Origin of the sequence: Hymenobacter sp. BT559, assembly GCF_017571525.1 — a bacterium.
Classification (GTDB): domain Bacteria; phylum Bacteroidota; class Bacteroidia; order Cytophagales; family Hymenobacteraceae; genus Hymenobacter; species Hymenobacter ginsengisoli.
In genome coordinates, this window is record NZ_JAGETY010000009.1 from 111684 (window position 1) to 136960 (window position 25277).

The following is a 25277-nucleotide window of genomic DNA, read 5'->3' on the forward strand; positions in this document are numbered from 1 at the left end:
GTACACTTATCGTTGGCTATCGCTCTGAAAAGCCGCCGCGAACTCCTTGGCAAAATCTTCCAGCTTTACCTTACCTAAGGCGGGTTTGTGCTGCTCGTAGTCCTCAGCTAGGGCACCGCTGTTCATGCTGGCATAGATATCCACAACATCGGCTGCCGTGCTGGGGGGTAGGCCATTTTTGAGGAGGTTTTCCCGCATCTGCTCGTCGGAGAAGGCGACCCAGCGCAGGTCGGGCCGGCCTATGGCGGCCCCTAGCGCGTGCGCCACTTCGTCCTGGGTGCGCTCGTCGCTGGCTACGTAGCGGATGATGCGGCCGGCAGTGGCAGGTTTGGTAAGTTCCTCAGTAGCCGCGGCGGCAATGTCGCGAGGGTGCACCAGCGCTACCCGATAATTGCCGGCGCAGTTGGCCCCCAGGAAACCGGCACCTTTTATCATGCCCACGAAGCCGTAGTAGTTGGTAAGGAATGAGGTAGGGCGTAGGTGCGTGAGCGCGAGGCCCGGCACGGCTGCCAGGATTTCTTCTACGTCGTGCGAGCCGAGAATGCCACCGGTGCCGTGGTCGCGGTGCGCGCCCCAGCTGCTGAGCTGCACCACCCGCCCTACCCCTGCCTGCTGAATAGCCTGCGCATAGTTGCGGCCAATGCGCTGGAAATAGGCGCGCGAATCAAGCTCGCCATAGCTGGGCGGCACCATGGTGTACACGGCATCGGCGCCCGCGAAGGTGGCAGCCAGGAAATCGGCGTCGTCCAGCGAACCGATGGCGGCAGTGGCCCCTAGCGCTTCGATGGCGGGCTGCCGGTCGGGCTGGCTGCTGATGACCGTGACCGCGTGGCCCTGCTGCACCAGCTCAGTGGCGAGGGGCTTGCTGATGTTCCCCAGGGAACCTGTTACGATGATTTTCATAGGGCAAAGCTCGGGCGGCTGGCCCTTGGGCAACAAGGCGAAACTGCGGCAACATTGGGCCAAAGTGCGGTGAGGTAGCGCGGACTTTCAGTCCGCGAGTGGGGAGGTGTGGCCAACTTGCGGACTGAAAGTCCGCGCTACCTCACCGCTGCTACAGCGCTGGCGGTAGGTGGCCGGCGAGGCACCGGTACCCTTCCGGAAAAACCGCCCGAACGTGGACTGGTCGGCAAAATGCAGGGTATCTGCAATCTGGGCAATGGTCAGGGCCGGGTTTTGCAGCAGCACGTGGGCCTCCAGCAGTACGGCCTCGGCCAGCCACTCCAGGGCCCGCTTGCCCGTGGCTTCCTTCACGGTTTCGGCCAGGTGCTTGGGGGTGATGCACAGCTTATCGGCATAGAAGGCCAGGCTGCGCTGGGTAGCGTAGTGGCTGTTGACCAGCTTTTTGAACTCGGCGGCAATGAGCTGGCTCCGGGTCTGGCTGGCATTCGACGACACGTGCTGCACACTGTAGATGGGTGCGGTTTCGTGCAGCAGAATGTGGATGAGGCTCTTCAAAATTTCCTCGCGGTAGGCGTGCGGGGCGTCGTACTTCTGCTCGATGGCCCGCAGCAGGGCCGTGATACTCGCGGCCTGCGCGGGCGGCAGCGGCAGCACGTGCCGGGCATCGCGCTCAAAAAACGCAAACGTATCCAGGTTCAGGCTGCTGTTGGCCGTGATAAACTCCTTGGTAAAGAAGATGCTGAACGCTTCCATGTCGGCCGACATAAACGGCCACTGCTTGATAACGTACGGCGACAGCAGCATGAGCGAGCCGGGCCCAATATCATAGGTATCGAGGTTGACTTTGAGGCTGGCGTGGCCGCGCAGGCAGATGCCGATTTTGTAGTAGTTGCTGCGGTACGGCAGCTCGATGGGCAGCTGAGTTGGCGCGGATTGCGGGCCAAGGAAGAAAATCTCCGCCGGCTTTGCCGCAGGTTCGGTGAGGGCAGCTAAGGGATAAACGGGAATGGCGGCGCTCATAGCGTGGTAAATTGGGCAGGGCTGATACCCCACCCGGCGCCGGTTAAGGCGCTTGGGGCAAAAAGGAGGGGGTAGGCCCTAATATATGCGCCGGGCTCCGTCTTGCGCGCTAGCAGCCCGGAACCGCCCTCCCTGGTAAGCGGTTGCTATAACTCCGCCCAGGCACTGGGCGTACTGCCGAGCTGACGCATCCTTACCATGACCGAACTACAACGCCTCTTCCTAGCCTACGACCAGCACCGCGCCACCCGCCGCCCTTGCGCGTTGGCCACCGTGGTCGAAGTGCTGGGCTCGGCCTACCGCCGCCCCGGCGCCCGCATGCTGGTGACGGAAGACGGCGAGCTAACCGGCGCCATCAGCGGCGGCTGCCTGGAGGGCGATGCCCGGCAGCGGGCGCGGCGGGCCATTTTTCAGGGCGAGCCGGCGCTGGTTACCTACGACACCCGCGACGAGGACGACCCGCGCCACGGCCTCGGCCCCGGCTGCCAGGGCGTAGTACGCATCCTGCTGGAGCCGCTGGATTTTACTAACCCCGATAACCCTCTGGAGCTGCTTCGCGGCTTTGCCCAGCACCCCACACCGGCCGTATTGGCTACCGTGTTTGCCACCGATGCCGGCGGCCTGAAAGCCGCCGTGGGGCAGCGCGTATTGCTTTCCGAAACGGGGATAGTGCGGGGCACGCCCCTGCTGGCGGCGCCGCTAGCCGAGGCTGCGCGTGCCGCACTGGCCGGGCGGCAGTCTCAGATTCTGGATATTGAAACCGCGGCCGGCACGGTGCGGGCCTCGCTGGAGGTGCTGGTGCCGCCGCTGCGCCTGGTGGTGTACGGCGCCGGCAACGATGCCCAGCCGCTGGTGCACCTGGCCGCCTCGCTGGGCTGGCACATTACCGTGGTCGATGGTCGGCCCAACCTCGCTACCCCCCTCCGCTTCCCCGAAGCCGCGGCGGTGCGCATCGTGCCCGTGGCCGAGCTGGAAACCCAGACGCCCGACCCGCTGGCCTACCACGTGCTACTCAGCCACAACTACGCCTATGACCTAGCCGCGCTGCAAACGCTGCTTGCCTCGCCGGCGCCCTACATCGGCCTGCTCGGCCCGCGCCTCAAGGCCCAGCGCCTGCTCGATGAGCTGGATACGTTTCCGGCGGCGCACGTGCAGCACTTGCGCGAGCGCCTGCACAGCCCCATCGGCCTGGACCTGGGCAGCGAAACGCCCGAGGAAATTGCCCTCGCCATCGTGGCCGAGATTCAGGCGCAGCACAGTGGGCGCCAGGGCCGGCCGCTGCGCGAGTGGGCCGGCACGGTGCACGTGCCCGAAACTATTTAATGGTTAACCGATTCATTATCTGCCGGTGCTGCTACGAGCAAGGTGCCGCTTAGTGCAGTCAATCAAGTGGTCTTCATCTTTAAGTACTGGGCTTACGTAGACTTTTGTGTTATGCGACATCCTACCCTAGTCCACACGGGCATACCCATTGCGCCATCTCTTGATGCTACCCTAGCCGACGACGGCGTGCGGCCGCGGGTGGCACCCAACAAGCAGCGGTTGATTCGCATTTCGGCGCTGGCGGTGTTGGTGGCCCTCAGTATCAGCGTAGTAGCGCGGGCATTGGTTTATTTGATTAACCTGGTTACCAACCTCGTTTTTCACGGGGAAGCCTCCCTGGCTTACCATAGCCCCGCCGATAACCACCTGGGCCTGTGGGTCATTGTGGTGCCCGCGATAGGCGGCTTGGTCGTTAGCCTCATGGCGCTGTATGGCTCTAAGGCTATTCGGGGCCACGGCATTCCGGAGGCAATGGAGCAAATTTTGACCAATCAGAGTCGCATCAAGCCTTCCATTATGTACCTCAAGCCGCTATCGGCGGCAGTTGCCATCGGTACCGGGGGGCCTTTCGGGGCTGAGGGCCCGATTATCGCCACGGGTGGTGCCCTGGGCTCCACGCTGGGCCAGCTTATCACCATCACGCACCACGAGCGCAAAGTGCTGCTGGCAGCGGGCGCCACGGCGGGTATGTCGGCCATTTTTGGCACCCCTATCGCGGCCGTGTTCCTGGCTATCGAGCTGCTGCTGTTTGAGTTTTCGCCCCGCTCGCTGCTGCCAGTAGCGCTGGCCTGCATTACCGGCGCGGCTGGCCACCATCTGCTTTTCGAGCAGGGCCCCGTGTTTGAGATGCCCGCCCTGGCGGCCCCTAGCAACGGCGCGCTAGCCACCTACAGCATCATTGGGCTGCTGATAGGCCTGGCTTCGGTTGGGGTAACCAAGCTGGTTTATCTCATCGAGGACCTGTTTGAAGAGCTACCTCTGCACTGGGCGTGGTGGCCCGCGCTGGGCGGCCTGGCTGTGGGCGTCATCGGGTACTTTGCGCCGCACACGCTGGGGGTAGGCTACGAAAATATCTCGTCCATATTGTCGGGCCACGCGCCACTAGGCCTGTTGCTGGGCCTGTGCTTCCTGAAGTTTGCCTCGTGGGCTATCTCGCTGGGCAGCGGCACGTCGGGCGGCACACTGGCTCCGCTGCTCACGATTGGGGGAGCAGCTGGGGCGCTGATGGGGCTAGCCATCAAGCACTTCATTCCCGCTTCCGACATTGTGCTGCCCCTAGCGGCGCTGGTGGGCATGGCAGCCATGTTTGCGGGTGCCTCGCGGGCACTGCTTACGTCCATCGTCTTTGCCGTCGAGTCGACAGGCCAGGCTGAGGCGCTGCTGCCGCTGCTGGGCGCCTGCACGGGCGCTTACCTGGTGTCGTTTCTGCTGATGGGCAACACGATTATGACGGAGAAAATAGCCCGCCGCGGCGTAAAAACGCCCGTCGACTACGAGCCTGACTTGCTCGACAAAGTGAACGTGGAGCGAGTGCTACAAAGCAATATGATGGCCATCAGCACCGACAACACCATCGGCGAAGTACGCGAGTGGAGCGAGCACGAGCTGGAGGGCATTACCCCCCACCTGGTCACCATGAACCCGGATGGCAGCTTTGCGGGTATCGTTAGCCTCGTGACACTGGCGGGCTGGCACAACGATGACAGCGCACCCATTAGCACGCTGCTGCAGCCGCGCACGGCCGCCGTGCTGGCCACCGACTCGCTGCGCACGGCCGTGGAGCGCATGGCCCGCGAAAACGTGGATGTGCTGCCCGTGGTGTCGCCTGGTGGCCTACCCCAGGTAAAAGGCGTGATTTCGTATCGCGACATTCTGGCGGCCTACAAAAACCGCCTCGAAGATGACGGTATGCGGGGCCCGCATATTCAGCTTAAGCGCAAAACTCTGCGCGTGCTGCTGCGAGGCCAAGCCTTGTTTCAGAAACAGTAAGCGGCAGCATAGCTCACACCCGTGGTGCGAAACCGCTTTTAGCTAAATAGAAAAGGCTACCTCCTACTCAAACCCCCGCCCGACGTCCTCCTTTTCCTCTTTGCGCTTCGACTTGGCGGCCTCGCCATCGCGGCCGAAGCGGTAGCTAAGATTAAGGAAGGCCACCCGCGACTCGCGCTTATTGTAGCTCTGCGAGTCGAGGCCGGGCGCGTAGGCCAGGAAGTTGAATTGCAGCGTATTGAACACGTCGGACACGCGCAGCGTGAGCGTGCCGCGGTCCTGGGCCAGGAAGGTATACTTGGCGGCCAAGTCGGTGTTGAACGACGTGAGGCGGCGGCCCTGCGCCGTAACCACCGGCGAGCGGTAGTTGAGCGACACCTGGATGTCGAACTTCTTGGCGGGCGTGAAGGTCGAGTTGAGGCGGGCCGTGCCCACGATGTTGCTGTTGGTGTAGTCGGAGGCCAGTAGCGTGGTGCGCACGAGGCGGCGGAAGGCCGAGGCCGTGCCGCTCACCTTCCACCACGCGGCGAGGGGTAGGGAGCCCACCAGCTCCAGGCCGTAGTTGGTTTCCTGGCCGATGTTGAGGCGGCTGGTGCTCGTGACCTGGTTGCCGGTGAGCGGGTCGCTGATAACCTGGCGGAAGCTGGTAATGGTCTGCGTTTCGAGGCTGTAGAAGCCCGTAACGGCCACCGAGGCTTTGTTGGCAAAGCCTTTCTGGTAGCCCAGTTCGGTCTGGCCCTCATACTCGGGCAGCAGCGCGGGGTTGCCGGCGCGCAGGTTTAGCGGGTCGGAGCGGTCGAGAAACGGGTTGAGTTCGCCTTGGTTGGGGCGCTGCACCCTGCGCGAGTAGCTGAGCTGCAGCTGCTGCTCACGCGGCAGGTCGTAGGCCAGTGTGCCGCTCGGAAACAGGTTGAGGTAGCTGCGGCTAAACTCTGCCCCCGTTTGCTGCTGCAGGCCGTGGGTGTTGGTTTGCTCCAGGCGCAGGCCACCCTGGTAGTGCAGCTTACCCAGCTCGCCGCCCAGGCTGGCATAAGCCGCCTGCACATACTCCTGGTACAGAAAAACCGATTGCTGCGTGAGCGCCGGGCTGGTGCTGCTAAAGTCGTAGCGGTTGTCGGAGCGCTGCCAGATGCTCTTAAGGCCGGTTTCGAAGCGGCCCTTCTCCCCTAGCGGCTGCGTAAAATCGACTTGCGCCGCGCCCTGGTGCAGGTAGGTATGGAAGACTTGCTGCTGGGTAGCGCGTGCGCCGTCGCCGAGGTAGCGCAGGTCGGCAGCTAGGGCATTGTCGGCCGAAAGCGGCGTGTACACGGCGCCAGCCGTGAGCTCGCGGCCGGGCTTGGCGGGCCACACGCGGCGGTAGTCGAGGGTAAAATCGGCGGAGTTGTTGTGGCCCAGGCTGGCGTTCTGGCGGTCGCTGCTGCCCACGTACACCGGCTGGCTGAGGGTCTGGTCCTGCTGGCGCGACAAGATGGCTTCGTCATTCTGGTAGATGTTGAAGCGCGGCTGCGCGGCCAGGGTCAGGGTTTGGTCGTGGGGTAGGGCGTACTCCAGGCCCAGGCGCACGGCGTGCGAGATTTGGGTCGAAAGCCCGTCGCGGCTTTGGCGCAGGTATAGGGTGTGCGAGTCGGCGGTGGGCTGGCCGGTGGCGGGGTCGAGCACCGGGCCGGTGGTCGTCTGGTCGAGGCTGCCGTTGGTGAAGCGCTGGTCGCGCCGGAAATCATACGAGCCAAAGAGGTTCAGCTTGCCCTTGCGGTAGTTGAGGGTCAGGGAAGTGTTGTACTTATCGCGCGTCCCTACCCCCCCTGCGACCACGCCATTAAGCCCGTCGCGCTGGTTTTTCTTGAGAATGATGTTGATAATACCCGCCGAGCCGGCCGCGTCGTAGCGCGCCGAAGGATTGGTAATGACCTCAATCCGGTCGATGCTGCTGGCCGGAATCTGGTCGAGGCTGCCGCCGCCCGCGCCGCCGGCCGCCCCGGTGGGCTTGCCGTCGATGAAGATGGTGACGCCCGCTTTGCCGCGCAAGCTCACGGCGCCGGTTTGGTCCACGGCCACCGAGGGCACGTTCTGGAGCACATCGGTAGCGGTGCCGCCCACGGCGGTGAGGTCTTTGGCCACGTTCACCACCCGCTTGTCGAGGTCGGTGGTGATGGGCGGGCGCTCGCCCTGCACCACTACTTCGGTGAGCTGGGTGGCGGCTGGGCGCAGGCGCAGGCTGCCGAGCTGCGCCACCGGCGCGGCCGTGGTCAGGCTTAGGGCGCGGCGGCCCACGCGGTAGCCTAGCACGTTGGCGCGCAGCACGTAGGCGCCTAGCCGCAGTTTTTCGAGGGCAAAAACGCCGGCCTCGGTCGTTTGGGCATCGGCCACGACCGTGGAGTCGGGCAGGTGCAGCAGCACCACCGAGGCAAAGGGCACCGGCTGGCCGGTAGCGGCATCGAGCAGCGTGCCGCGCACGGCGCCGGCGGATGTTTGGGCCAGCGCGGGCACGCTCAGCAGCGCCAGCAGGGCTAGCGGCCCGGCAATTCTTTCAACAAACAACATGACTAATCCTTAACAGGCGCCAAAACTACCGGCCGATTCTGTGGCGATTTGGACGGCGACCGCCGCACCAAGCCAAAGCGGGGGTGCTGCTACTTTTGCCTCACAGCAGGACGTCTTTCGCAATGGGGCGGCGCTATTTTTCCGGTTGCTGGGCCTTCTATTTCAAGTTATATGCGGTCTTTTAACAACTGCATACTGCTGAGCAGCCTGGCTGCAGCAGTAGCCTGTAGCAGCCCCACTACTCCCGCTATTACTCAACTAGCCGCGCGTGTTCCGCCCAAGCCTGGCACTATATTGTTACCTAAGGTTGCTGACAGCTTGGCTTTTCCAAAAGTATTTGGGGCGGCTTTTCTTAAAGGAGCTATCATCAAGCAAGACTCTGCTAGGTACACTTTTAGCACCTACGACCTCGGAAGGCTAACCAGTTTGAGTGGCAAGCTGGTAGCCGGCGACCCTATCGTATTAACCGATAGACCAGCATTTACCCAGCGTTTCCCAGTAGGTAGCTTTCCAGTGCAGTTGGCCCTAGCCAAGCTGACGAATGATGAGCGGGTTGGCTTTGCCCGCGTTTTGTTCTCCACTGCCCGTGTGGCCAAGTGGGAGCTTGCACGGCTGCCCGGCGAGAAGCCGCTTGCCTTGAAAGACAGCTCCTTTTATTGCTACGGCGTCGATGCTGGCATGGGTGCCTTTATTAATTCTGTCACGAATCGGCACCTTGCGGAGCAAAGCCAAGCCACTTGGGATAAGATATTTATGCGGAAGCCCGAACAGCCAGGCTACAAGGGATACATCTACAGCTTTGGCGCTGGTAATCTGGCTACTTTCCTCACCGGATTTGGCGACGGCTGCTACGCTACATATATCGGCTTTGATGCGCAAGGCCGCGTTTGTCAGCTATTGACCGATTTTGGTCTGGTGGTCTGGTAGCGAAATCTACTGCACGCGGCATCTCCTGCAAACCCCTACCCCACCTTGGCCGTTTGGCGTAGCAACCTCGCCACGCCTTCATGCTGCTTCGCTACCTGCTGCTAGCCCTGTTTGCCACGCCGGCCCTGCGCCTGGCGGCGCAACAGGCTCCCGGTGCTCCCGACACCCTTAATGCCCACGCTCTGCCCGCCGCTACGGTGGTGGGCTACGGCCAGCGGCTGCCGCTGCGCCGCACGGCGGCCGGAGTGAGTGTACTCGACAACACGATTATTCAGCGCTTTAATGAGAATTCGCTGGCCTCGGCGGTGAATACGCTGCCGGGCGTGCGGCTGGAAGAGCGAGCCACGGGCAGCTACCGCATCAGCGTGCGGGGCAGTACGCTGCGCTCACCATTTGGGGTGCGCAATGTGAAGCTGTACTACTTCGACATTCCTTTCACGGAGGCGAATGGTACGAGCCCGCTCAATATCCTAGACCCCGCGCAGCTCGGGCGCATTGAGGTGCTGAAGGGGCCGGCGGGAAGCGTGTACGGGGCCGGAACGGGCGGCGTGGTGCGCCTCGAAAACCGCCGCCCTACCCCCACGGGGGCGGCCGGCCAGGGCCAGGCGCAAATAGGCTACTCGGTGGGCTCGTATGGGCTGCGACGCTTCACGGCTTCGGCCGAGGCCAGCAAGGCCAACGGTGACTACTGGCGGGCGCAATACGCCCACCAGCAGCTGCACGGCTACCGCGAGCAGAGCGCCTTGCGCCGCGACGTGTTTGCCGTGGATGGCCAGACCTCGCCTTCTGACCGGCAAACGCTGGCCGTGCACGCGCTCTATACCGACCTCTACTACCAGCTGCCGGGCGGCCTCACCCGCGCGCAGTACGAGCAGGACCCACGGCAGGCGCGGCCGGGCACGCCCGCGGCGCCCGGCACGGTAACGCAACAAGCCAGCTACGCTTCCCAGACTGGGCTGCTGGGCATTACGCACGAGTACCGGTTTTCGGATAAATGGCGCAGCACGGCTACGGTGTATGGCCGCAGCACCCACGTGGCTACCCCCTACCTCGTGGACTGGGAGCGCGATGCCATTCTGGGGGGCGGCGGCCGGGTGGCGCTCAACTACCGGGGCCTGCTGGCGGGGCGCACGCTGCGGGTGCAGGGCGGCGGTGAGTTTCAGGCGTCGTTTACCGACTCGCGCAGCTACCTCAACGTGGGCGGCGTGCCTACTACCCTGCGCTATGATGACGAGATAACGACCCGCACGGGCTTCGTCTTTGTCCAGGCCGACTACGAGCTGCCCGCCGGCTTTTTGCTGACGGCCGGAGCCAGCTACAACCGCCTGCGCTACCAGATAGCCCGCATTTCGTCGGCCGCCACCAACCCCGCGGGCTACGGCGTGGCCCGCGATTTTCAGCCCCAGGTGTCGCCTCGGCTAGCCCTGCTCAAGGAGCTTTCGGCTAACATATCGGCCTATGCCAGCGTGAGCACCGGTTTTTCGCCGCCCAGCGAGGCCGAGCTGCGGCCCTCCGATGGCACCATCAGCCAGGACTTGCAGGCCGAGCGCGGCACTAGCTACGAGGTGGGCAGCCGAGGTACTTTGCTGGGCGGCCGGCTTACGTTCGACGTGGCCGTGTTTGATTTAGAATTGCGCAATACCATCGTGTCGCGCTCTAATGCGCAGGGCATCCAGCTTTTTGCCAATGCCGGCGACACCCACCAGCGCGGGGCCGAGGTAGCAGCCAGCGGCTGGCTGTGGCAGCCCGCCGCGCCCGCCAAGGGGGCTAGCCCGGCGGCCGGCCTGCGCCTGTGGGCCAGCTACGCCTACAACCGGTTTCGCTTTGGCAGCTACGAGTCGGCCACGGGGCAGCAGTACGGCGGCAATCAGCTCACGGGCACGGCGCCGCACACGCTCAGTGCGGGGCTGGATTTCAGCCAGCAACTTGGAGTCTACCTCAGCCCAACCGTGGGCCACCAAGCCAACATTCCGCTCAACGACGCCAATACCGACTATGCGGCCGGCTACTGGGTCTTCGGCAGCCGTGCGGGCTGGCGCCGCACCCTGGCCGGCCGCCTCAGCCTCGATGTGTACGGCGGCGTGGAAAATGCTACTGACCGCCGCTACAGCCTCGGCAACGACCTGAACGCCTTTGGCGGGCGGTACTTCCAGCCCGCGCCGGGCCGCAACTACTACGCTGGGGTGCTGGCGGGCTGGCGCTGGTAGCGGGGGCTAGCCTACAACGTAACGCCGATGCCCGGCCCGAAGAGCAGGAAGGGCAAGCGTTGCGTGAGCAGGTAGCCCCCGCCCAGATAAAGCGGAAACGTGAGCCGCGCCCCCGTGCGCACCGGCACCACCGAACCAATGATAACAATGCCTAGGTCGCGCTGCACACTCTGATCATTCGACAGATTAAAGGCATTAAGCGCCACAAAGCCGGCGCCGATACGGTAGGGCCGCAGGCGGTTGATGCGGTCGGGGGCGTAGAAGCTGAGCTGCGCCAGCGTGGCCAGGCTGATGCCGCCGAAGCTGGTGTAGCTCGACTGGCCGGCGTATTTGGTGAGCAGGCCGGCCGGAAAGCTCACGCTGATGTCGAAGTTGACGTGGCGGCGCAGCACCAGCTCTATCTGCTGCGAAAACCCTTTGCTGCCATACTGCCGGGCATCGTGGTGCACGGTGATGATGATGCGATACCAGGCGTCGAGGTCGTAGGTTTTGCGGCCTAGCAGGCTGTTGAGGCTGAAATTGCCCACCTGGCAGTCGTTGCCCTGGTAATAGGCGTAGCGCGGCGACGACTCGCCGGGGCAGATTACGAGCTGGTCAACCGAGCGCTGGTCGATGAGGTTACCCTTGTCGTCCACGGTGCGCACATCCATCGTCAGGTACTGGCGGCCGTAGAGGTTGCCGCTCTCATCGATGGCGTTGGTGTTGAAGCTGAACACCACGTCCGGGATGGTCTTGTCGTAGAGAATGGGACCGTTGAGCTGAGTGGCAGGATGCGGGCCGTTGCCGTAGTTCACCTGCACGAAGTTGAGCGGGTGGGGCCGCTGGGCCTCCTTCACGTTCAGGCCGTAGTCGGTGGGGGTGCTGCCGTCGAATACCACGATGCGCTTGCGCACGCTGCTCAGCGGCACCTGCACCCGGTAGATAACGACCTTCTCGGAGCGCGTTGAGGAGTCGGAGGGGATGATGTTGGCGCCGTCGAAGTGGTAGCGCCCTTTCAGCAGCGACTCCCCTTCGAGGCGCACGTCTACCGTTTCGCCGGGGCTCACGGTAGTGTTGCCGCCCCAGTCGCCGCCCCGGTGCAGCACACTGATGTTCATAATGCGCGGCCGGGGCGTAATGTCAAAGTTGGTGATGTACTTGGCCACGTCGCCATCTTTGATAAAGAGGTAGCCATCGGCCTGGCGGTGGGTATTATAGACACGCAACTGGCACAGCACCCGGTCATTAGATAAGTAGCTGCGGGTGTACAGCTCGGCCACGAGCGCGCCGCCCGGCTCTTGCTGGGCCTCGACGCGGTAGGTGCGGTGCAGCTCAAAGTTGTGGCCATCGTCGAGCACAAACTCGCTGCCCTGGCTGCGGCCGGCGTCGTCGTAGGTCACGTCTTTGCGCTCGGCCGTGAGGAAGCGCAGGCGGCTGGCCTTCACTACAAAGTCGAGGCGCAGCGGCGGCAGCTGGTAGGTGAGGCGGCCGGCGCCGTCGAGATGCGGGCGCTCGGCCAGGGCTCGCACCAGCACCGTGTGCGCCCCGAGCGTGTTGGGCACGAGGTGCAAAAACAAGCCGTTTTTCTCCCGCGTCAGCTTGTAGTCGATGTCTTGATTCTTCGTCCACTCGTTGCTGACGCGCACATTGGCTACATTGTTGGTACTCACTTCCAGCACTTTCTCTTCCCCGATGAATAATTCGGGGCTAGCCAGGCGAGCATCAAGGGTAGTGCGCGTGAGGGGCAGCAGGCTCACAATCTGCTGGGCGCGGGCGGGCTGCCCGGCCGAGTCGGCGGGTGGGGCAAAGGCCAGCCGCACAAAGGGCGCGCCGGTGAGGTTGCGAAAGTGCAGCATGCCCCGGTACTCGCCGGTGGGGCCCGCCACGAGCGAGTCTTGCAGCACGAAATCGGGCGAGGGCAGCAGGCGCGGCGGCCGGCGGCCGGGCTGCGCGGGCACCAGCCGCAGTTCGGCCACCTGGTCGTCGTTGTGGTAATAGAAGTAGAGGCGCGGCTCGCCGGCCACCGTCAGCATCTGCTCGCCCAGGCTGTAGCGCACCGTGTCGAAGGTGAGCGAGAAGCTGCGCAAGAGCGGCGTAGTGGGCGCCGAGCCCTGGGCCCGGGCACTGCCGGGGGCTAGCCAGCCGGCGGCAAGCAGCAAAAACAGCGTTAGTAGCCCGTATTTTTTCAGCATGAGGAAGCACGAATAGCGGGGCAAAGGTCCGCCCAAAGAAGGATACAGGCCAACACGGCCGCGCTTTTTTTGGGTAGTTAAACCTTGAAGCCGCCGGCGCATCCTAGCCAGCGCGTAGTTTTAGCGTAGCGAGCGGCGGGCTTCATCGGTGCCCCATGCTTTGCCGCCGAACATTGCCTTTTTTCTGCTCTCCTATCTTGCTTTCATGCCCCGCGCATTTTTTAGCAGCTTGCTGCTGGCCTTGCTGGCTAGCCACGTAGGCTCGGCTACTGCCCTGCTGCCGCCCGACTCGCTGACCACCCAGCCTACTGCCCCGCCGCGGCTCACCTTAGGCTTTACTTCGGCCACGCGCACCACGTATTTGCAGCGGGCGCCCATGCCCGAAGACGACAAAGGCTACCTGAGCACCACCCTCACCTACCAGGCGCCGAGTGGCTTTATCGGCTCGCTCTACCTCAACCATTCGTATAGCTTCCAAACGCTGCACGAGCCGTTTATCAACTACGGCGAGCTGATGGCGGGCTGGCAGTCGGTGAGCAACTCCGACACCTACTGGACGGTGCAGTACACGCACCTGTTTGTGTCTGGCGAGAGCGCGCTGGTGCAAAGTTCCCTGCGCAACGATTTCAGCGCCAGCGTTACGCAGTTTTTTGGGCTCGTGACGGCCAGCGCCAGCGCCGATATCTTCGTAGGCAGCACCCACGACGTAGTCCTGACCTTCGACCTGAGCCACCAGTTCAAGCTGCCCGTGCTAACCCACGATACGCTCAGCATCGAGCCCACCGTAGAGTTTGGGGCCGGCAGCCAGCACTTCTACGCCTCCTCGTTGGCCACTACCGGCCAGGTGCGCAGCAAGCGGCGCGGCATCGTGACCAAGAGCGTAGAGCCAGCCACGCCGGCTTTCAGCTCGCTGGGCTACACGTTTTCGGTGCCCATTACGCTGGCGGCCGGGCGCTACAGTATAGCAGCCACCCCTAGCTACCTGGTGCCGCTGCACGTGCCGGCGGGCGGCTACGACACCTCCTTTTTTTACCTCACCGTGGGCATTTCGCGCACGTTTTGGTAGGCGGCTAGGCCTGCGAGGCGGTGGGCGTCAGGTGCAGCTGGTCGATAATCTGCTGCACCAGCTGCTCGGGCGTGTCTTCGATGTTGAGCTTGAGGCCGTAGCTAGGGCGCTCCAGGGTAGCCAGCTGCGAGGCGAGCATATCGGCTTTCATGTAGTGGCCCTGGCGGCCTTCGAGGCGGGCGCGCAGCACGGCGGGGTCGCCATCGAGCAATACCCACCCGATGGGCAGGCTAGCCCCGGCCTGCAAGGTCTGGCGGTAGCTTTCCTTGAGGGCCGAGCAGGCCACTACGGCGCCGCCAGCAGCTTCCCATTGGCCAAAGTCCTTGGCCAGGGTGGCTAGCCACTCGGCCCGGTCGGCGTCGGTGAGGGGGTGGCCGGCGGCCATCTTGGCCACGTTGGCGGCCGAGTGGAAGTCGTCGCCGTCGTAAAATGGCCGGCCGATGCGCTGGGCTAGCAGCTCTCCCACGGTGGTTTTGCCGCAGCCCGATACGCCCATGATGAGGATGATAGGTTGGGTCATGAGCGGGCGCAAGGAGTAGTAGAGGTGGAACACAAACTAAGCATGGCCCAACATACGGCCGGGCTTTTAAAATGGCTAGCCACCTGCGGTGCGGCTCAGGGCGGCTGGTCCGCTCAAGGGTGCTTTTTAGCAGCTCGCCGGGCGCTGTTACCGTTCGTGCGGGCCAGGGTTTTGGGGGCGCAATCGCGCCACTAGGTTTGAGGCATTCTTTCACTTTTGCCCCCTGCCTCATGTCGTTTGCCCTTCCCTTCCGCCGCTGCGCCCTGGCGCTGAGCTTCGTTGCAGCCTTCGCCAGCCGGCCCGCGTCGGCCCAAACTATCCCGGCTACCCCTAGCCAGGCGCCCGCTGCGCACCCCAGCTTTGTGGTGCAGGTGGTGGGCAAGGGCCGGCCAGTGCTGCTCATTCCGGGCCTCAACTGCACGGGCGCGGTGTGGGACGAAACCGTGGCCCGCTACCGCGGCCAGTACCAGTGCCACGTGATAACGCTGGCGGGCTTTGGCAGCGTGGCCCCGCAGCAGCCGGTATCGGCCCACCTGCTGCAAGACGTGCGCGACCAAATCTTGGCTTACGTGAAGGCGCAGAAGCTAAACCGGCCTGTTGTGATTGGCCACAGCCTGGGCGGCTTCCTGACCCTGTGGATGGCTGCCACTGACCCCACCGCGCTCGGCCCGCTCGAAATTGTGGATTCGCTGCCCTTCCTGCCCGTGGCCCAAAACCCCACCGCCACCGTTGAGAACACCCGCCCGCAGGCCGAGCTCATGCGCCAGCAGATGCGCCAGGGCCAGCTACCCTTCGCCGCCCGCCGCCAGATGACAGCCGGCATGGTTTCCGACACGGCCCGTATCACGCAGGTGGCTCGCTGGGGCCAGGCCTCGGACCCCGCCACTACCGGCCAGGCCATGTATGATATGTATACTACCGACCTGCGGCCCGCGGTGGCACGCATTCAGCAGCCGGTGCTGGTGCTGGGCACTTGGGCGGGCTACGCCGCCTACGGCGCCACCAAGGCCGGCGTGCAGCAGGTGTTTGACCTGCAATACGCGCCCGTGCCGCACCACACGCTGGTGATGTCAGAGGCCGGCAAGCACTTCGTGATGTACGACGACGCGCAGCTGTTTTTCAGTCAGACCGACGCCTTTTTGAAGCAGCCTACCGTGGCCGTTAAGTAATAAGCAGATGACCTCAGCGCAACAACTCGACGCCTGGCGCCAGGAACTGGCCGTGACGGCCAAGAACGGCCTCAACTTTATCCTGGCCGCTAGCCTCGTCTGGGCCGCCATTGCCTTCGTCTGGACGCTACCCTACCCGCCGGCCCGGCTCGGCTACATCACCTTTTTTGTGGGGCCGGCCATGCTGCCATTAGCCTGGCTTTTCTCTAAAGTGCTGCGCACTACCTGGTTTTTGCCCCACAATCCGCTTCAGCCGCTGGGCCTGTGGCTCAATTTTGCCCAGCTGTTTTACTTTCCGTTTTTGATTTTTATTTACAGCAGGCACCCGGCGTATTTCGTCATGACCTATGGCATTATCACGGGGGCGCATTTTTTTCCCTACGCTTGGTTTTACAATACCAAGGCGTACGCCGTGATGGCGGGCGTTATTGCGGTGGGCTGCCTGCTCATTGGGGTGCGCCCGGCGCCGGCGGCGCCCAGCTGGGTGGCGGCCTTCGTGGCCGGCGCGCTGCTGGTCCTGAGCGGGCTGCTGCTAGGGGCTTACCACCAGCAGAAGCAAACCTATTTGCCCGCCGCCGTGCCCGCCTGATGCTGGCCCTATTCCATCAGCTTTGTCCTTTCACCCTGCTTCATGAGTGCTTCCTTAACCAACCGCCCTAGGCTCTACTGGACACTTCAGCTTACCGGCTGGGGGCTGTGGGATTTATCGGGCATCGCGCTGGTGTCGATTTTCGGGAAGTTTGCCTGGCTGCTGGTCGTGATTGAAAGCATTGTGGCGGTCACGTTTTTGGGGCTCTCGCACGGGCTGCGGCTGTGGGCGCGGCGCCACGGCTGGGCGCGGCTGCCGTTGCTGCGCCTGCTGCCGCGGCTGGTGGCGGCCATTGCGGCGGTAGTGGTGATAGGGCTGATTATTGTGGGCGTCGTCACCATTGGCGTGCTGTGGCTATGGTTTCCGAAGGAGCTGGGCGGCGGCTTTCCGTGGGTGCAGTACGTGGGCTACGCCATCAACCTTTCGTTTGCTATGGGCCTGTGGTCGGCTATCTACTTTGGGCTGCACTACCTCGACCACTACCGCTCGGCCGAGGTAGACCGCTGGAAGCTGGCCGCCGCCGCCCGCGAGGCCGAGCTCCAAACCCTGCAAGCCCAGCTCAACCCGCACTTTCTCTTCAATGGCCTCAACAACATCCGGGCGCTGGTGATGGAAGACCCCGCCCGCGCCCGCACTATGATGACGCACCTGGCCGAGCTGCTGCGCTACACCATGCAACGCAACGGCACCGCCCAGGTACCCCTAGCCACCGAGCTCGACATAGTGGAAAACTACCTCCAGATCGAAGCTATGCAACTAGAAGAGCGCCTGCATTATACCCTCGACGTGGCGCCCGAGGCCTTGCCCGTGCGCCTGCCCCCCATGACACTGCAGCTGCTAGTCGAAAACGCCATCAAGCACGGGCTAGCCCCGCGCCCGGCCGGCGGGCGGCTAGCCCTGGGCGCGCAGTTTGCGGCCGATGGCAGCCTGCACATTGCGGTGCGCAATACCGGCCACTACGCGCCCGCGCCCGGCCACCCCGGCGTGGGCGTGCGCAACGTGCAGGAGCGGCTAGGCCTGCTGTTTGGCCCGGCCGCCACCTTCCGCATCGGCCCCGACCCGCTGCTGGCCGACACCGTGCTGGCCGAGCTGCGCCTGCCCGTCGCTACTACTCAACCTGCTATTCATGAACGCCTTACTTATTGACGACTCGCGCCTGGCCCGCACCGAGCTGCGGCACCTGCTGCAAGCTTTCCCCGATGTGCAGGTGGCCGGCGAGGCCAAGCACGCCGACGAGGCCCGCCAGCAAATCCGCGACTTGCGGCCCGACGTGCTGTTTCTCGACATTCATATGCCCGGCCAAACGGGCTTCGACCTGCTCGCCTCGCTCGATGGGCCGGCCCCGCACGTCATCTTCACCACCGCCTACGACCAATACGCCCTGCAAGCCTTCGAGGTCAATGCGCTCGACTACCTGCTTAAGCCCGTGAGCGAGAGCCGGCTAGCCGCTGCGCTCGCCAAAATACGGTCGCTAGGCCCAGCCCCAGCGCCCGTTCCGCCCCCACCGGCCGCCCCCGAGCCGGCGGCGCCCATGCTCACGGCCCAAGACCAGGTGTTTGTGAAGGAAGGCGAGCGGTGCTGGTTTGTGAAGCTGGCCGACGTGCGGCTGTTTGAAATCAGCGGCGGGGCCACGCGGGTGTATTTCGAGCAGCACCAGCCGCTCATTCCGCGCAGCTTGCAGCAGCTGGAGGCGCGACTCGACCCGAAGGTGTTTTTTCGGGCCAACCGCCAGCAAATTATTAACTTGCAGTGGATTGCCGGCATCGAGCCGTGGTTCAGCAACACGCTCAAAATCAGCCTGCGCCACGGCCCCGACGTGGAAGTTTCGCGCAGTCAGTCGGGGTTGTTTCGGGAATTATTGAGCCTGTGATGCAATGGGTGAATGATAACAAGGTCATTCACCCATTGCGCTCATTCACCCATTGCCTAAAGTGGCCGCAGCAGCACCCTAGCGGGCGCCCCATCGCTGCCCACGATGCTGAGCGGCAGGCACAGCAGCTCGTAGTCGCCGGGCTCGATGTGTTGCAAGGCTAGCCCCTCTATCACGCAGATGCCGGCGTCGAGCAGGGCGTGGTGGGCGTCGGCCTTGCCCACCGAGAGGTAATCGACGCCTACGCACACCACGCCGAGGTCGCGCAGGTAGCGGGCGGCGTCGCCATCCAAGGCCACAAAATCGGGCTTGAAGGGCTCGGTGCTCCATTCGCTGTTCGAGATGCGCGTTTTGAACAGCAGCCGCGCACCTGGCTTGATGTCAATACCTTGTACCTCGGCCAGACTGATGCTTTTGGGGTCGTGGATGGCTACTACCCTAGCGGGGCCCATGAGGCGGCCCAGGTCGAGGGTGGTAGTGTCGCCGGCGCCGGTGGTGAAGTGCAGCGGGGCATCGACATGGGTGCCGGTGTGGGCGCTCAGGTGCAGCTCGGTCACGTTGGCCGCATCGCCACGGTCTTGGCTGAGGGTGCGGCCCACGGTCACGCCGAGGTTGTCGGGCCAGTGCACCATCTGGTTGCGAATGGGGGTGGTGGCGTCGAGCCAGGGAGCAGGTACGGGCATGAGTTTAGGATTCTTGGTCTTGGCGTTGGCCATTCATTACTTTGGGCTGCAAGAGCTTGGCAATGAGGCCCGTCCAGCCAGTCTGGTGGCTAGCCCCCAGGCCGTGGCCGGTGTCGCCGTTGAAATATTCGTTGAAGGTGAGGTAGTCCTTGAAATTGGGGTCTTGCTGCAGCTGGTCGCGGTCGCCAAAGCAGGCGCGGCGGCCGGTGGCAGGGTCGCGCAAAAAGAGCTTGGTGAGGCGCGCCGTCAGGGCGTCGGCCACCGCCAGCAGCGTTGTAAACTGCCCCGAGCCGGTCGGGTATTCCACCTTAAAATCTTCGCCGAAGTAGTGGTGAAACCGTTGCAAGGCTTCTACGAGCAGAAAATTAACCGGCATCCAAATGGGCCCGCGCCAGTTAGAATTACCGCCGAAGAGGTCCGTTTCCGACTCGGCCGGCTGGTAGTTTACCGTAATGTTGGTGTCTCGGAACACGTAGGGATGGTCTTTATACACCCGTGATAAGCTGCGCACGCCGTAGTCCGACAAAAACTCCTGCTCATCCAACATCCTGAACAGCAGGCGTTTCAACCGGTGGCCGCGCAATAGGCTGAGCAGGCGGCGGGCGCCCTTGCCGGGCTCCTGCCAGTGGCTGACTAAGGCCGCCAGGTGCGGGCGGTTGGTGAGCAGCCAGTTCATGCGCTCCCGAAACAGCGGGGCGCTGTCCAGCAGGTCTTCGTCGAGCACTTCCACAGCAAACATGGGGATAAGGCCCACCATAGTGCGCACTTTCAGCAGCTCGTGGCCCCCATCGGGGGTGTTAAGGGCGTCGTAGTAAAACTCGTCCTCGTCGTCCCAGAGGTTCAGCGCGGCGTTGCCCACGTTGGTCATAGCCTCGGCGATGTAGAGGAAGTGCTCGAAAAACTTGCTCGCCAGGTCTTGATACACTGGATTGGTGCGGCTGAGCTCCAGCGCGATGCGCATCATGTTGAGCGCAAACATGGCTACCCAGGCCGTGCCGTCGGCCTGCTCGAGGTAGCCGCCGAAGGGCAGCGGCGCCGAGCGGTCGAACACGCCGATGTTGTCGAGCCCCAAAAAGCCGCCCTCGAAGATGTTGCGCCCGTCGCGGTCCTTACGGTTGACCCACCACGTAAAATTGAGCAGCAGGCGGTGAAAAACGGTTTGCAGAAAGGCCACGTCGCCGCCATCGCCGCGCCGTTTCTGGTCCATTTTATACACCCGGAAGGCAGCCCAGGCGTGCACCGGCGGGTTCACGTCGCCAAAGCGCCATTCGTAGGCCGGCAATTGGCCATTGGGGTGCATATACCAGTCGAGGCACAGCAGCCCGAGCTGGTTTTTGGCGAAGGCCGGGTCGAGTTGGGCTAGCGGAATGCAGTGAAAAGCCAGGTCCCAGGCCGCATACCACGGGTATTCCCAGGTATCAGGCATAGAGATGATATCACTGTTGTCCAGGCTTTTCCAGTCAGCGTTGCGGCCCACCAGGCGCTCGGGCGGCGGGGCAGGCTGGGCGGGGTCGCCGGCCAGCCAGCGTGGCACGCTGTAGTGGTAAAACTGCTTGCTCCACAGCATGCCCGCGAAGGCCTGCCGCTGAACCAGCCGGGCATCAGCATCGGGAATATCTGCCTGAATCTCTGCGTAAAACGCATCGGCGTCGGCTTGGCGCTGAGCAAAAATCTCGTCGAAATCGGCGAAGGGCTCGGCCAGCCCGTCGGGCCCTAGCCGCAGCCGCACTTGCTGGCTAGCCCCGGCCGCCAGCGTGAGGGCGTAGTGGGCCGCGGCCTTGCTGCCGGTGCGGGCAGGGTTAACCTTATTTTTTTGACCATCAACCAGATAATCATTGACCCCATCCTTGAAAAACTGCTCGGCTGAGGTCGCATTGTACAGCCGCTGGCAGTTCGTGTTATTGTCGCAAAACAGCCACTCGGGGCTGCCCTCGGTATAGCAGGTAAGCTCGGTTAGCTCCTGGTGGCGCACCTGCACGGCGCCGTCGGGCTGCGCCGTGAGGCTGGGGCGGTAGTCGTCGTAGCCCCAGGCCCAGGTGTTGCGAAACCAAAGCTGCGGCAGCACGTGCAGGGGAGCTTCGTCGGGGCCGCGGTTTACGATGGTGTAGCGGATGAGCAGGTCTTCGGGGCCAGCCTTAGCATATTCCACAAACACGTCGAAATAGCGGCCGTCGGCAAAAATGCCGGTATCGAGCAGCTCAAACTCGGGGTCTTTGCGGGTGCGCTTCCTGTTCTCAGCTAGCAGCTGTTCGTACGGAAAAGCCCGCTGTGGATACTTGTAAAGCAGCTTTTGATAAGAGTGCGTAGGCGTGTTATCAAGGAAATAGTAGATTTCCTTCACGTCTTCGCCGTGGTTGCCCTGTGGCCCGCTCAGGCCAAAAAGCTGCTCCTTTAGGTAGGGGTCCTGGCCATTCCAGAGGGCTAGCGCCAGGCACAGGCGCTGGCCGCTGTCGCAGAAGCCAGCCAGGCCTTCCTCGCCCCAGCGGTAGGCGCGGCTGCGGGCCTGGTCGTGCGTGGTGTAGTTCCAGGCATCGCCACCAGCCGAGTAGTCTTCGCGCACCGTGCCCCACTGGCGCTCAGCTAAATAAGGGCCAAACAGCCGCCAGGGCTGCTGGTCGGTGTCGGCGTCGAAAAGGCGTTGGTGTTCGGGGGTCAACTGGTAAAAGCAAAAAAGACTGTCATTGCGCGCGCAGCGAAGCAATCGCACCAGAACCATCCGGATGAACGCGCCGGCTGCCGGTCGTTCGGGTGCGATTGCTTCGCTGCGCGCGCAATGATAACCCTAGCGGGGCCTAGCCGCCGGCCGCGAAGCCGGGATACAGGGTCATGCCGCCGTCCATAAAAATGGTTTGGCCGGTAATATAGTCGGCCTCGTCAGAAGCTAGCCAGGCGGCGAGCTGGCCGATGTCGTCGGGCTCACCCACGCGGGCATACGGGATGAGTTTGAGCAGGCTGGCCTCGGCCTCGGGCGTATCCCAGGCGGCGGTGTTGATGTGGGTTTTGATAGCGCCCGGCCCGATGCTGTTCACCCGGATTTTGTGCGGAGCCAGCTCCTGAGCGCTGCTTTTCATGAGCTGCATAATGCCGCCTTTGCTGGTGGCGTAGTTGACGTGCCCGGCCCACGGAATGACTTCGTGCACGCTGCTCATGCAGATTATTTTACCCAGTGCCTTGCTCACATCGGGCTGCATGCCACGCTTGATAAACGTGCGGGCCGCCTCGCGCACGCACAAGAACTGGCCGGTCAGGTTCACATCGATAACCTTCTGCCACTGCTCCAGGGTCATGTCTACCAGCGCTGCATCCACCTGAATACCCGCATTCGACACGACAATGTGCAAGCCGCCAAGGCGTTCGATGGCCTGCTGAAACATGGCCTGCACCTGGTCTTCCTTGCTTACATCGGCCTGCACGGCAAAGGCGGTGCCCCCGGCATCGGTAATGGTTTTGACGGTGGCATTGGCACCGTCGGCGTCGTGGCCGTAGTTGACGGCCACGGCCGCGCCGTGGGCACCCAGCGCCACCGCCACGGCCGCGCCAATACCTGAGCTAGCCCCCGTAACGAGGGCAAATTGCCCGGCCAAGCGGGCAGAAGTGGAAGTAGGCATAGATACTGCTTGCGAAAGAAAAAGCCTCTGCCGGCCAGCCGTCGGCCGGGGGCTGCGAGGGTAGACGAGGTTTCACGAGTTGAGGTTTTCTTTCTCAAGGGCATTTTTACCTCCTCATCGCCGCTTCACCCTACCGTTGGCTTTGCAGCTCTTGGCCGGGCTAGCGGTATCTTTAAGGTATGTGCTGGCAGTGCGCTGCTAGCTAGGCTTTTCCGTTTCTACTTATGCGCTCCTTCCTTTTTTGGCTTGTATTGCTAACGGCTACGCTGAGCCGTGCCAGCCTGCACGCCCAGGCCCTACCCGAGGTGGTCGTGCTCGGGCACGCGGGCAAGCATACCGGCGTGCTGCGCCAGCTGCACCTGACGCCCGCGCAGGTAGCCCGCATCAACACCCTCATCGACGAAAACAAAGCCCTGCACAAGCAGCGCCTCACCCGCCGCCCCGATGAAACCGAGCACGCGCGCCGCCAGGCCGAAGAAGCCGACTTCGAAACCAAGATTCAGGCCGTGCTCTCGCCCGAGCAGCGCGACAAGTACCAGGAGCTGCGCGGCCTCAAGCCCAGCCGCCCCCTGCCCGAGATGCGCGTGCCGGGGCAGTAGGATGAAGTGAGCAGTTAACAGTGAGTAGTGAACAGTTCTATTGTTCACTACTCACTGTTAACTGCTCACTACCTCACGTCCAGCGGTTTAAGAACTGGCTGAAGGCTTCTTTATATTGCTCGCCTACCGGGATAGTCTCGTTACCGATTTGCACGGTGAGGCGGCGCACGGCCTCGATTTTATCGAGCGCCACGATAAACGAGCGGTGAATGCGCAGAAAGCGCCGGGCGGGCAGCTTTTCTTCCATGGCCCGCAAGCTCATGAGCGAGAGCAGGGCGCGCGGCGTGCTCTTGAGGTGCACCTTCACGTAGTCTTTCAGCCCCTCCACATAAAGTATATCGCTAAGAGCCACGCGCACAAGCTGATACTCTACCTTCAGAAAAATATGCTCCTCCTCGGGAGCCGGCACGGGCGGGGTGGCCGCCTCAGCACTGGCGTGGGTTAGCTCGGCATAGGTGCGGGCCTTGTTGGCAGCCCTGAGAAACTCCTCGTAGTTGAAGGGCTTCACCAGGTAGTCGAGCGCATCGACTTTGTAGCCGTCCAGCGCATACTGCGGGAAGGCGGTGGTGAAGATGATGCGCGGGGGCGCGGCCTGCTGGCCCAGCACCCGGGCCAGCTCCAGGCCCGTCAGCTCCTGCATCTGGATATCAACGAAGGCCACGTCGACCTTTTCGGCCAGCTCGTGCAGGCCTTTGAGGGCTTCGACGCCGCTGCCGTAGCGGCCCATCAGCTTGAGAAAAGGAGTTTGCTCGATGAAGGTGCAGAGCAGGGCTAGCGCCAGGGGCTCGTCGTCGATGGCAATGCAGGTAACAGGAGTCATGGCTTGCAAGATGCGGTGAATGGCTGGCGTAGTGTTTCCCACGCAAAGCGTGCGCGGGTGGCCTAGCCCGAAACGGAGGTACCCGAAATAAGGATTTTCAGTTTTACCTCAAACTCGTTGGCGGGCGTTTTGGGCGTCACCTGCAACGAGTAGCGGCCGGGATACAGCAGGTCGAGGCGGCGCTGGGTATTGGTGAGGCCGATGCCGTTGGAGCCAGCCAGGTCGGTGCCGGCGGTCGGCAGCAGGGTATTGCGCACGTCTATTTCGAGCTGCTGGGCAGTGGGCTGGCGCAGGCCGATGTAGATGCAACTAGGGGCGGTGGCCGCTACGCCGTGCTTGAAGGCATTTTCCACAAACGGCAGCAGTATCATGGGTGCGATGAGCACCTCGCGCACCGGCTCGGGGTGCTCGAAGGTGACCTGCACGCGGTCGGTGAGGCGCAGCTGCATGAGGGTGATGTAGTCCTGAATAAACGCCACCTCCTGGCTAAGCTGGGCGTGGCCCGAGGCCGTGTCGTAGAGCACGTAGCGCATCATGCGCGAGAGGCGGTGCAGCGCGGCGCGGGCCCGCTCGCCGTCTATGAGCGTGAGCGAGTAGATGTTGTTGAGGGTGTTAAAGAAGAAATGCGGGTTGATTTGGGCTTTGAGCAGGCTCAGTTCGGCCTCGGTGCGCTGCTGGTCGAGGCGCTCGCGGAGGCGGGCTTCCTGCTGCCAGTGCTGCACCACCGTGATGGCGGTGCCAATGCCCAGCACCAGCAGCGTAATGAGCAGCCCCACCAAATCGAAGCGGCTGCCGCGCGGGTGCGGCGCCGCCGCCGGCCCCGCCCGGCGCTCGGCCTGCTCGGCGGCATGAAACGCTTGGTGCATCAGGTCGGAGAGGTGCAGGGTCGAGTCGATTACGCGGCTTAGCAGCAGGATGCCGGCCACGGTGGCCGCCAGCGCCAGCACAAACCAGCTGGTGCGGCCCCGTAGCAGCAGGCGCGGCACGCTCACCCGCGTGGTTGCATAAAAAGCGCTTATCCAGAGCGCTAGCAGCGCCCCCTGCCGCACCCAGTACTGCACGGGCAGTACCACCCGGCCCTGCATGGGCTGCAGGATGAGCAGCGCCAGGGCCAGCAGCCCCCACGCCAGCACGTGAATCAGCGGCGTGAGAGACCGCCGGAAAGAGAAAGCAGACATGGTAACTGAAATGAAGCAAGCCAAAAGTAGCCCGCCCCTGCGCCCGCCCGCCCCTGCACCCGACCATCGGGCCGATTGTGCCGACTGCGCTCCC

The 25277-nt window shown here is 63.4% G+C and carries 20 protein-coding genes; 10 read left to right on the plus strand and 10 right to left on the minus strand.

Annotated elements, in window-relative coordinates; translation table 11 throughout:
- Positions 1-6: 6 nt before the first annotated feature.
- On the minus strand, positions 7-903 hold the full coding sequence (locus J4D99_RS13660; protein WP_208132281.1) for an NAD(P)H-binding protein: 897 nt from the start codon (positions 901-903) through the stop codon (positions 7-9).
- An 87-nt stretch (positions 904-990) separates the two neighbouring features.
- A complete protein-coding gene (locus J4D99_RS13665; protein ID WP_208132282.1) occupies positions 991-1923 on the minus strand; it encodes an AraC family transcriptional regulator in 933 nt (310 codons plus the stop codon).
- A 198-nt stretch (positions 1924-2121) separates the two neighbouring features.
- Here J4D99_RS13665 and J4D99_RS13670 point away from each other — a divergent pair, with 198 nt between their 5' ends.
- Positions 2122-3246, plus strand: a complete 1125-nt coding sequence (locus tag J4D99_RS13670) for an XdhC family protein (protein ID WP_208132283.1) — start codon at positions 2122-2124, stop codon at positions 3244-3246.
- A 111-nt stretch (positions 3247-3357) separates the two neighbouring features.
- A complete protein-coding gene (locus tag J4D99_RS13675) occupies positions 3358-5235 on the plus strand; it encodes a chloride channel protein (protein WP_208132284.1) in 1878 nt (625 codons plus the stop codon).
- A 63-nt stretch (positions 5236-5298) separates the two neighbouring features.
- Here the strand turns inward: J4D99_RS13675 and J4D99_RS13680 are convergent, their stop codons facing one another.
- Positions 5299-7776 carry a TonB-dependent receptor gene (locus J4D99_RS13680; protein WP_208132285.1) on the minus strand — a complete coding sequence of 826 codons (2478 nt, stop codon included), beginning with the start codon at positions 7774-7776 and terminating at the stop codon, positions 5299-5301.
- Between the two features lie 294 nt (positions 7777-8070).
- Here J4D99_RS13680 and J4D99_RS13685 point away from each other — a divergent pair, with 294 nt between their 5' ends.
- Positions 8071-8703, plus strand: a complete 633-nt coding sequence (locus J4D99_RS13685) for a DUF4241 domain-containing protein (protein WP_208132286.1) — start codon at positions 8071-8073, stop codon at positions 8701-8703.
- An 80-nt stretch (positions 8704-8783) separates the two neighbouring features.
- Positions 8784-10910 carry a TonB-dependent receptor family protein gene (locus tag J4D99_RS13690; protein ID WP_208132287.1) on the plus strand — a complete coding sequence of 709 codons (2127 nt, stop codon included), beginning with the start codon at positions 8784-8786 and terminating at the stop codon, positions 10908-10910.
- Positions 10911-10921: 11 nt separating this feature from the next.
- On the opposite strand, the gene J4D99_RS13695 is transcribed toward J4D99_RS13690, so the two are convergent.
- A complete protein-coding gene (locus J4D99_RS13695) occupies positions 10922-13081 on the minus strand; it encodes a hypothetical protein (RefSeq protein WP_208132288.1) in 2160 nt (719 codons plus the stop codon).
- Positions 13082-13286: 205 nt separating this feature from the next.
- Between J4D99_RS13695 and J4D99_RS13700 the strand changes: the two genes are divergently transcribed.
- Complete coding sequence (locus tag J4D99_RS13700) at positions 13287-14147, plus strand: hypothetical protein (RefSeq protein ID WP_208132289.1); 861 nt, start codon at positions 13287-13289, stop codon at positions 14145-14147.
- A 4-nt stretch (positions 14148-14151) separates the two neighbouring features.
- Here the strand turns inward: J4D99_RS13700 and J4D99_RS13705 are convergent, their stop codons facing one another.
- A complete protein-coding gene (locus J4D99_RS13705; RefSeq protein WP_309509586.1) occupies positions 14152-14700 on the minus strand; it encodes a gluconokinase in 549 nt (182 codons plus the stop codon).
- Between the two features lie 197 nt (positions 14701-14897).
- Between J4D99_RS13705 and J4D99_RS13710 the strand changes: the two genes are divergently transcribed.
- Genes J4D99_RS13710 through J4D99_RS13725 form a run of 4 tightly spaced genes read left to right on the plus strand, consistent with a single transcriptional unit; the run spans position 14898 to position 18295 of the window.
- Positions 14898-15836 carry an alpha/beta fold hydrolase gene (locus J4D99_RS13710; RefSeq protein WP_208132290.1) on the plus strand — a complete coding sequence of 313 codons (939 nt, stop codon included), beginning with the start codon at positions 14898-14900 and terminating at the stop codon, positions 15834-15836.
- A gap of 7 nt (positions 15837-15843) precedes the next feature.
- On the plus strand, positions 15844-16425 hold the full coding sequence (locus tag J4D99_RS13715; RefSeq protein ID WP_208132291.1) for a DUF7010 family protein: 582 nt from the start codon (positions 15844-15846) through the stop codon (positions 16423-16425).
- Positions 16426-16467: 42 nt separating this feature from the next.
- Positions 16468-17571, plus strand: coding sequence for a sensor histidine kinase (locus tag J4D99_RS13720; protein ID WP_208132292.1), 1104 nt, complete (start codon positions 16468-16470; stop codon positions 17569-17571).
- Positions 17552-18295 carry a LytR/AlgR family response regulator transcription factor gene (locus J4D99_RS13725; RefSeq protein ID WP_208132293.1) on the plus strand — a complete coding sequence of 248 codons (744 nt, stop codon included), beginning with the start codon at positions 17552-17554 and terminating at the stop codon, positions 18293-18295. The genes J4D99_RS13720 and J4D99_RS13725 overlap by 20 nt, the downstream gene beginning before the upstream one ends.
- Before the next feature lie 56 nt (positions 18296-18351).
- On the opposite strand, the gene J4D99_RS13730 is transcribed toward J4D99_RS13725, so the two are convergent.
- From J4D99_RS13730 to J4D99_RS13740, 3 genes are all read right to left on the minus strand, one after another.
- Positions 18352-18978: a cyclase family protein gene (locus J4D99_RS13730; RefSeq protein WP_208132294.1), complete on the minus strand. Its 627-nt coding sequence runs from the start codon at positions 18976-18978 to the stop codon at positions 18352-18354.
- A 4-nt stretch (positions 18979-18982) separates the two neighbouring features.
- Positions 18983-21634: an MGH1-like glycoside hydrolase domain-containing protein gene (locus tag J4D99_RS13735; protein ID WP_236018661.1), complete on the minus strand. Its 2652-nt coding sequence runs from the start codon at positions 21632-21634 to the stop codon at positions 18983-18985.
- Between the two features lie 136 nt (positions 21635-21770).
- Positions 21771-22586 carry an SDR family oxidoreductase gene (locus J4D99_RS13740; protein WP_208132296.1) on the minus strand — a complete coding sequence of 272 codons (816 nt, stop codon included), beginning with the start codon at positions 22584-22586 and terminating at the stop codon, positions 21771-21773.
- A gap of 224 nt (positions 22587-22810) precedes the next feature.
- Between J4D99_RS13740 and J4D99_RS13745 the strand changes: the two genes are divergently transcribed.
- Positions 22811-23185 (plus strand): hypothetical protein, encoded by a 375-nt coding sequence (locus tag J4D99_RS13745; protein ID WP_208132297.1) that lies wholly within the window; start codon positions 22811-22813, stop codon positions 23183-23185.
- Between the two features lie 73 nt (positions 23186-23258).
- On the opposite strand, the gene J4D99_RS13750 is transcribed toward J4D99_RS13745, so the two are convergent.
- Positions 23259-24005: a LytR/AlgR family response regulator transcription factor gene (locus J4D99_RS13750; protein ID WP_208132298.1), complete on the minus strand. Its 747-nt coding sequence runs from the start codon at positions 24003-24005 to the stop codon at positions 23259-23261.
- Positions 24006-24067: 62 nt separating this feature from the next.
- Entirely contained in the window at positions 24068-25183 is a 1116-nt protein-coding gene (locus J4D99_RS13755) for a sensor histidine kinase (protein WP_208132299.1), read from the minus strand.
- Positions 25184-25277: the final 94 nt, after the last annotated feature.

Coding starts and splice junctions, on each gene's coding strand:
- J4D99_RS13750 (WP_208132298.1), bottom strand. CDS start 24,005: ATGACTCCTGTTACCTGCATTGCCATCGACGACGAGCCCCTGGCGCTA.
- J4D99_RS13715 (WP_208132291.1), top strand. CDS start 15,844: ATGACCTCAGCGCAACAACTCGACGCCTGGCGCCAGGAACTGGCCGTG.
- J4D99_RS13710 (WP_208132290.1), top strand. CDS start 14,898: ATGTCGTTTGCCCTTCCCTTCCGCCGCTGCGCCCTGGCGCTGAGCTTC.
- J4D99_RS13675 (WP_208132284.1), top strand. CDS start 3,358: ATGCGACATCCTACCCTAGTCCACACGGGCATACCCATTGCGCCATCT.
- J4D99_RS13670 (WP_208132283.1), top strand. CDS start 2,122: ATGACCGAACTACAACGCCTCTTCCTAGCCTACGACCAGCACCGCGCC.
- J4D99_RS13755 (WP_208132299.1), bottom strand. CDS start 25,183: ATGTCTGCTTTCTCTTTCCGGCGGTCTCTCACGCCGCTGATTCACGTG.
- J4D99_RS13690 (WP_208132287.1), top strand. CDS start 8,784: ATGCTGCTTCGCTACCTGCTGCTAGCCCTGTTTGCCACGCCGGCCCTG.
- J4D99_RS13740 (WP_208132296.1), bottom strand. CDS start 22,586: ATGCCTACTTCCACTTCTGCCCGCTTGGCCGGGCAATTTGCCCTCGTT.
- J4D99_RS13695 (WP_208132288.1), bottom strand. CDS start 13,081: ATGCTGAAAAAATACGGGCTACTAACGCTGTTTTTGCTGCTTGCCGCC.
- J4D99_RS13660 (WP_208132281.1), bottom strand. CDS start 903: ATGAAAATCATCGTAACAGGTTCCCTGGGGAACATCAGCAAGCCCCTC.
- J4D99_RS13680 (WP_208132285.1), bottom strand. CDS start 7,776: ATGTTGTTTGTTGAAAGAATTGCCGGGCCGCTAGCCCTGCTGGCGCTG.
- J4D99_RS13700 (WP_208132289.1), top strand. CDS start 13,287: ATGCCCCGCGCATTTTTTAGCAGCTTGCTGCTGGCCTTGCTGGCTAGC.
- J4D99_RS13745 (WP_208132297.1), top strand. CDS start 22,811: ATGCGCTCCTTCCTTTTTTGGCTTGTATTGCTAACGGCTACGCTGAGC.
- J4D99_RS13725 (WP_208132293.1), top strand. CDS start 17,552: ATGAACGCCTTACTTATTGACGACTCGCGCCTGGCCCGCACCGAGCTG.
- J4D99_RS13720 (WP_208132292.1), top strand. CDS start 16,468: ATGAGTGCTTCCTTAACCAACCGCCCTAGGCTCTACTGGACACTTCAG.
- J4D99_RS13665 (WP_208132282.1), bottom strand. CDS start 1,923: ATGAGCGCCGCCATTCCCGTTTATCCCTTAGCTGCCCTCACCGAACCT.
- J4D99_RS13730 (WP_208132294.1), bottom strand. CDS start 18,978: ATGCCCGTACCTGCTCCCTGGCTCGACGCCACCACCCCCATTCGCAAC.